6 protein-coding genes and 1 pseudogene are annotated in these 6825 nt (G+C 55.2%); 5 read left to right on the top strand and 2 right to left on the bottom strand.

What is annotated here, in order from left to right; translation table 11 throughout:
- Together Q1B13_RS19530 and Q1B13_RS19525 are read right to left on the bottom strand one after the other, a co-directional pair.
- Positions 1 to 326, bottom strand: a pseudogene (locus Q1B13_RS19530) (integrase); the annotation flags it as partial.
- 310 nt (positions 327 to 636) lie between these two features.
- Positions 637 to 1509 carry a MurR/RpiR family transcriptional regulator gene (locus Q1B13_RS19525; protein ID WP_299083166.1) on the bottom strand — a complete coding sequence of 291 codons (873 nt, stop codon included), beginning with the start codon at positions 1507 to 1509 and terminating at the stop codon, positions 637 to 639.
- Between the two features lie 105 nt (positions 1510 to 1614).
- Between Q1B13_RS19525 and Q1B13_RS19520 the strand changes: the two genes are divergently transcribed.
- The 5 genes from Q1B13_RS19520 (at position 1615) to Q1B13_RS19500 (ending at position 6808) form a co-directional block, all read left to right on the top strand.
- Complete coding sequence (locus tag Q1B13_RS19520; protein WP_299083164.1) at positions 1615 to 2400, top strand: N-formylglutamate amidohydrolase; 786 nt, start codon at positions 1615 to 1617, stop codon at positions 2398 to 2400.
- Between the two features lie 16 nt (positions 2401 to 2416).
- Positions 2417 to 2935: a TRAP transporter small permease subunit gene (locus Q1B13_RS19515; RefSeq protein ID WP_298934587.1), complete on the top strand. Its 519-nt coding sequence runs from the start codon at positions 2417 to 2419 to the stop codon at positions 2933 to 2935.
- Entirely contained in the window at positions 2935 to 4260 is a 1326-nt protein-coding gene (locus Q1B13_RS19510) for a TRAP transporter large permease subunit (protein WP_298934588.1), read from the top strand. The genes Q1B13_RS19515 and Q1B13_RS19510 overlap by 1 nt, the downstream gene beginning before the upstream one ends.
- 72 nt (positions 4261 to 4332) lie before the next feature.
- On the top strand, positions 4333 to 5364 hold the full coding sequence (locus Q1B13_RS19505; protein ID WP_298934589.1) for a TRAP transporter substrate-binding protein: 1032 nt from the start codon (positions 4333 to 4335) through the stop codon (positions 5362 to 5364).
- A 91-nt stretch (positions 5365 to 5455) separates the two neighbouring features.
- Complete coding sequence (locus Q1B13_RS19500) at positions 5456 to 6808, top strand: glutamine synthetase family protein (protein WP_298934590.1); 1353 nt, start codon at positions 5456 to 5458, stop codon at positions 6806 to 6808.
- Positions 6809 to 6825: the final 17 nt, after the last annotated feature.

The raw sequence follows: 6825 nt of genomic DNA, 5'->3' as shown, positions 1-6825 counted from the left end.
ATCTCATCCAGCGGCAGGCGCAGCCAATCTTTCAAATGCAGCTCGAACTGCTGGCGCACGCCGCATCGGTGGGCCTCAGACCGAAGCTTCGGACGGGCGAGATGGGTTTCCAAGGCTGTCTCAAGCGTCGGCGCTCCAATCTGGATACGCTTGCGCGCTATCAACACACGCCGCGTTTGACCCCCAACGTCTCTTTGGAAATACCAGGTCTTTGACTGTTTCCCGACGAAGAGAACAAGCCCTTTTATCTCGCCATCCCAGTGCTTAGCAGTGCCCTATTTTGTCTGGGGAACTTTGCGTGCGAATGTCTCTGTTAGCTTTGGCATTTTATGGGCTTTTTGTCGGAAATGGTACGATAGAAGTTGCTACCATGTGGTACTAGGTGCAAAATATTATTCAATTAAATAAAAGGTATAACAACCACACGACACTCAATGAAACTGATCATCATTGCTTGGAAGGCAGGGGCTTTACCATTAAGCTATACCCGCTCTTGGTTTGGGCTGGCTAAGTCATGTGCTTGGGGACGTCGAGCAGGAAGTCGGAAAAACTCGTCTTCAAATCCAAGCCCCGAGAACCGTTCTCTTTTCCGTTTCTACCGATGGCGCTCCCAGCATTGGACACGCGGGCACAGGCCTATTCCTGGCTGCGAAATATGCGCGTCGAAGAGAAAAAGCGCTCCAACTCCTCGATCCTCTCCTTGCTTTCCTCCCAACGCGCCTCTTGCACTTCAGCGATCAGAGTTTCAGAGATCAGTTGCAAGGCAATGGTCGAATCCCAACTGGACGGCGCTTCGACCAACGCATGAAACGTATAGTCCGCGGTCTTGCCGATTGGAGAGCCCCACTGATCTGTAAATAGAACAACGGTCACCCCACGGCTGGAGGCAACTTGCGCCAGTTTTTCCAGATGTGCTTCGTAGCGGCGAATATCGAATATCACCAGAACCGAGGTTTCCCCCATGTCCAGTAGATATTGTGGCCAGACATTCGCGGAATTGCCCAACATCGTCACGTTCGGGCGAATGATTTGCATGTGGTTGTACAGATAGTCTGCATTTGACCGGGTGATCCGTCCGCCCACAACATACAAAGGGCGTTCCGTGTCGGCCAGCAGCTGTGCAACAGCATTGAACATCTCTTTATCAAGGCGTTCCAGCGTATGACGCATGTTGGTCCAGACCGCCTGCGCAAATCGTGTTATCGGATGCTCTGCTTCGTCGTCGTCTGCCCAGTCATCGCGTTTCGAGATTGGCTTCTTGATCTGGGCCGCGACCTCTTCGCGCAGCGCGTCCTGCATGTCAGGGAATCCGTCAAACCCAAGTTTGCGGGCCATTCGGATGACAGTAGGTGTCGACACCTGAGCTGCAGCGGCCAATTTGGTGATCGATTGCAACCCCGCCATGGGATAGTCCTGCAAAAGGATCGAAGCCAATTGACGTTCTGACCGCGTCAGACCGTCCAGTTCATCCTGTATCCGCTGTTTGACAATTTTGGCGACGGTGGCCATCGGCACCCTCATTTTTTTTCTATTCGTTACAGAATATTTGAGATTGTAATTTTGTCTACAGTAATTTTCTTGACAGCCGAGTTTCTACTGTAGCAAATGCTACGTATGCATGAAGAAACCGAGTCACCTTTGCTTCAGCCGACCGAAGCGCCTGCCGCGCGCGTGTTGAATGCACGTGGCCACGCGCCAGCCGTTTTGGTCTGCGAACATGCCAGTCGATTTATTCCGGCGGCGCTTGGTGGCTTGGGGCTGGACGATAACGCTGCGCGATCTCATGCCGCCTGGGATATTGGTGCACTGGAGCTTTCCGTGGAGTTGATGGGCGCCTTGGATGCGCCGCTGGTTCATTCCCGCGTCAGTCGTCTTGTCTATGACTGCAATCGCCCGCCGAGCCGCGACGATGCCATGCCGAGCACCAGTGAGGTTTTTGCTGTGCCGGGCAACATGGGCTTAACCGAAGCGCAACGTGCACAAAGGGTTCACGAAATCTATGAGCCATTTCGACGCTTGCTTGCCTCTACTCTGGACGCGCGGCCAGAGCCGCCTGTACTGATCACGATCCACAGTTTCACACCGGTCTACAAGGGGGAAACGCGGTCGGTCGAGTTGGGCATATTGCATGACAACGACGATAGAGCCGCCGAGGTCATGCTGCGGCATGCTCAGGTGTCAGGTCTGCAGGTGGCGCGAAACGAGCCCTATTCTACCGCCGACGGCGTCACCCACACGTTGCGTGAACACGCAATCAAACGCGGGCTTCCCAATGTTATGATCGAGATTCGAAACGACCTGATCGATACGCCAACAGGCATCAACCACATTTCAGGTCAGCTGACACCAATCCTGCAAGCCGTGGTCAACGAATTTTCGCACGCAGAGGCGAAGCTATGAAATCTGGGGGATCGGAATGAGTTTCATGCGGGGATATGTGGCGGTCATTGACCGCATGAACCGCTGGATCGGCCGGATCGTCATGTACGGCATTTTCGTCATGATGGGCATCCTGCTTTGGTCTTCGATCTCTAAGACTTTCTTTCTGCCCTCACTCTGGACGCTGGAGGTCGCACAATTTGCGATGGTGGCGTACTACATCCTTGGCGGCCCCTACTCGATCCAAATGGGATCCAACGTCCGCATGGATCTGCTATATAGTGAGTGGTCCGACCGACGTAGGGCGTGGACCGATGCCATCACCGTGTTCTTTCTGATCATCTATCTCGGCGTCATGATTTACGGCGGGTACGATTCACTCAGCTATTCGCTGCAATATGGCGAACGCAGCCCAACCGCATGGCGCCCGTACCTTTGGCCGATCAAGGTGATCATGGTGGTTGGTCTGTTCCTGATGTTGTTGCAGGCGATTTCCGAACTTTTCAAAGATATTCTGCGCCTTCGCGGCGAAGACATCCCGCGTGAGGTAATCTGATGTCCTACGAGCTGATCGCCATCCTGATGTTTTCGACGATGATGCTGATGCTGCTGACCGGGCAGCGGGTCTTTGGGGCAATCGGGTTTGTTGCCGTCATCGCCGCCCTTTTTCTTTGGGGTGACCGGGGCGGGTATGACCTTGGGTTTGCTGCTGCGATGAAGTTGATGAAATGGTATCCGCTGCTGACGCTGCCGATGTTCATTTTTATGGGCTATGTCCTGGCCGAGTCGAAAATCGCGGATGATCTGTACAAGATGTTCCACGTCTGGATGGGTGGCCTGAACGGTGGCTTGGCCATTGGCACGATCGGGCTGATGGTACTCATTTCAGCGATGAACGGACTGAGCGTTGCCGGTATGGCGATTGGCGCGACCATCGCGTTGCCAGAACTTCTTAAACGCGGATACGACAAAAGAATGGTGACCGGGGTCATACAGGCCGGGTCCTCCTTAGGCATTCTTGTACCGCCCTCTGTGGTGTTGGTTCTCTACGCGATGATCGCGCGGCAACCGGTCGGACAGTTGTGGCTGGCTGGCATCTTGCCAGGGTTGATGATGGCGACGATGTTCATCCTGTACATCGTGATCCGCTGCCGCATTAACCCGGCCTTGGGTCCTGCCCTTCCGAAGGAAGAACGCGACGTACCGATGGCAGAAAAGCTGCGTCTGTTACAGGCGGGTCTGCTGCCACTCGGGATTTTTGCAGCAATGATGGTGCCGTTTGTCAACGGCTGGACCTCACTGGTGGAAAGCTCGGCCATCGGCGCGCTGACTGCCTTTGCAGCGGCTGTTCTCAAGGGGCGTATGACGCGCGAAGTGTTCGAAACTTCGGTGCGCTCGACGCTTGGCATCACCTGCATGTTCATGTGGATCATTCTGGCTGCGCTGGCCTTTGGTGCCGTGTTTGATGGCTTGGGCGCTGTGCGCGCCATCGAGAACCTGTTTACCGAACGCCTGGGCCTGAACCCGTGGGTGATCCTGATCCTGATGCAGCTGAGCTTTATCCTGATGGGCACGTTTCTGGACGATACAGCCATGCTCGTCATCGTCGCGCCACTTTATGTGCCACTTGTCGGCGAGCTGGGATTCGATCTGATTTGGTACGGCGTGCTGTACACGATCACGACGCAGATCGCGTATATGACACCGCCATTTGGTTATAACCTCTTCCTGATGCGCGCCATGGCGCCACCAGAAATTTCGCTGCGCGACATCTATGGCTCGATCCTGCCCTTTGTTCTGGTGATGACGCTGGCGCTGGCGATCATCATGACCTTCCCGCAGATCGCATTGTGGTTGCCGGATTACATCTACAACAAATGACCCCGGATCAAACCGGGGCAAAGTAAGGGGGATACCCTTTCGCAACTTGAAACTGACCAACGGAGAGAGAGAATGACGAACAGACGTACATTTTTGAAAGGCGCCGCTGCGGCACCTGCGGCTGCCTTGGCCACACCCGCTTTGGCACAATCGACGATCACATGGCGGATGCAGACCTATGCTGGACCAGCGCTAGCCGAACACGTCATCGATCCGGCGATCAAGATGTTCAACGACATCGCCGGTGACCGAATGCAGATCGAGCTGTTCTATGCGGACCAACTGGTACCCACTGGCGAGTTGTTCCGCGCAATGCAACGCGGCACGATTGATGCGGTGCAATCAGACGACGACTCGATGGCGTCCCCGACCGAAGTGACTGTGTTTGGCGGATACTTCCCCTTCGCATCCCGCTATTCTTTGGACGTGCCAGTTCTGTTCAACCAGTATGGCCTGAATGAGATTTGGGACGAGCAATATTCGGCAGTCGGCGTAAAACACATCTCGGCCGGTGCGTGGGACCCATGCCACTTTGCAACCAAAGACCCGATCAACTCGCTTGCCGATCTGCAAGGTAAACGTATTTTCACCTTCCCGACTGCAGGTCGCTTCCTGACACAGTTCGGCGTTGTGCCGGTCACTCTGCCCTGGGAGGACATCGAAGTCGCGGTGCAAACCGGCGAGTTGGACGGCATCGCATGGTCAGGCATCACCGAAGACTATACAGTTGGCTGGGCAGATGTGACCAACTACTTCCTGACCAACAACGTGTCGGGCGCCTGGGCGGGCCACTTTTTTGCCAACATGGATCGCTGGAATGAACTGCCGGAAGATCTGAAAACGCTGTTCAGGGTCTGCACCGACCAATCGCACTATTATCGCCAGTGGTGGTATTGGGGCGGCGAAGCCTCGTTGCGCGTGAACGGCGACAAGCTGAAGCTGACCACAATCCCGGATGAAGAATGGGCGACCGTCGAAGACGCTGCTGTCAAATTCTGGGATGAGATCGCAGCCGAGTCTGAGACCAAGGCTAAAGTTGTCGAGATCTTCAAGCAATACAATGCCGATATGCAAAAGGCAGGCCGTCCTTATCGCTACGGCTAAGATATCGCCAGTACGACCTGCCCCACTTTCGGGGCGGGTCAAACAGAACGAACAGCCGACGAGTTGATGTCGGCAAGGATAAAGGTGGCACATGCTCACGTTCGAACATCTCAAGACTCAGGTGTCTGAGGGGATTGTAGACACAGTTCTGGTCTGCATGGTTGATATGCAGGGGCGCTTGATGGGTAAGCGGTTTCATGCAGGTCATTTTGTGGCTGGTGCATGGGAAGAGACCCACTGCTGCAATTATCTGCTTGCCACCGACCTGGAGATGGGAACGCCTGACGGCTATGCCTCGACCAGTTGGGAACGGGGGTATGGCGACTATGTCATGAAGCCCGATCTCGACACCCTACGCCCGGTACCATGGCTTGAGGGCACGGTCATGGTAATGTGCGATGTATTGGATCATCACACGCATGAAGAAGTCCCGCATGCGCCTCGGTCGATCCTGAAACGCCAAGTCAATCGTCTAAAAGCCATGGGCTATGATGCGATGACCGCGACCGAGTTGGAGTTTTTCCTGTTCGAGAAAAGCTTTGATCAGATCCGTAAGGAAGGCTTCCGCAATCTGGAACCGATCTCGGGCTACAATGAGGATTACCATATCCTGCAGACCACCAAAGAAGAACATGTGATGCGTCCGATCCGGAACCATCTATGGGATGCGGGCATTCCGGTGGAAAACTCCAAAGGTGAGGCCGAAACCGGGCAGGAAGAGCTAAATATCAAATACGCACACGCGATGGACACGGCCGAGTATCACTCGATCGCCAAAAACGCAGTGAAAGAGATTGCCTGGCAGCATGGCCACGCCGCAACGTTCCTGCCGAAATGGCATCATGACAAGGTGGGCAGTTCGTCCCATGTGCATCAGTCGCTTTGGGCAGATGGCAAGCCTGCATTCTATGACGCAGATGATGATCTGGGCATGTCGGCGCTGATGAAAAGCTACATGGCCGGTTTGCTGAAATACGCACCAGACTATACGGCGTTCATGGCACCCTACATCAACAGCTATAAACGCTTCATGAAAGGCACCTTCGCACCGACCCGTATCATCTGGTCCGTGGATAACCGGACGGCAGGGTTCCGTCTGTGCGGCGATGGCACAAAAGCTGTTCGGGTGGAATGTCGAATTCCAGGCTCGGACATGAACCCCTATCTGGCGATGGCCGGGATGCTGGCGGCCGGGATTGCAGGGATCGAAGAAGGGCTGGAGCTGCAGCCACCGACCACGGGCGATGTCTATCAGGGCGAGACGGGCATGATCCCGGGCAACCTGCGCGCAGCGCGAGATGCGCTGCATGGTTCGGCGATGTTGCGTACGGCCATGGGGGACGAAGTGGTCGATCACTATGCGCGCGCGGCCGAAGTTGAGATCGAGGAATTCGAGCGTGTGGTGACGGATTGGGAAATTGCCCGCGGGTTTGAGCGGGCCTGAGCTTGGGAGCGAGGGGC

The organism is uncultured Ruegeria sp. (genome assembly GCF_947489545.1).
In the GTDB taxonomy this organism is placed as follows: Bacteria; Pseudomonadota; Alphaproteobacteria; order Rhodobacterales; family Rhodobacteraceae; genus Ruegeria.
The sequence above is the reverse complement of the archived record's forward strand: the minus strand, read 5'-3'. Positions and strand labels throughout refer to the sequence as shown.

Coding starts and splice junctions, on each gene's coding strand:
- Q1B13_RS19525 (WP_299083166.1), bottom strand. CDS start 1,509: ATGGCCACCGTCGCCAAAATTGTCAAACAGCGGATACAGGATGAACTG.
- Q1B13_RS19520 (WP_299083164.1), top strand. CDS start 1,615: ATGCATGAAGAAACCGAGTCACCTTTGCTTCAGCCGACCGAAGCGCCT.
- Q1B13_RS19515 (WP_298934587.1), top strand. CDS start 2,417: ATGAGTTTCATGCGGGGATATGTGGCGGTCATTGACCGCATGAACCGC.
- Q1B13_RS19510 (WP_298934588.1), top strand. CDS start 2,935: ATGTCCTACGAGCTGATCGCCATCCTGATGTTTTCGACGATGATGCTG.
- Q1B13_RS19505 (WP_298934589.1), top strand. CDS start 4,333: ATGACGAACAGACGTACATTTTTGAAAGGCGCCGCTGCGGCACCTGCG.
- Q1B13_RS19500 (WP_298934590.1), top strand. CDS start 5,456: ATGCTCACGTTCGAACATCTCAAGACTCAGGTGTCTGAGGGGATTGTA.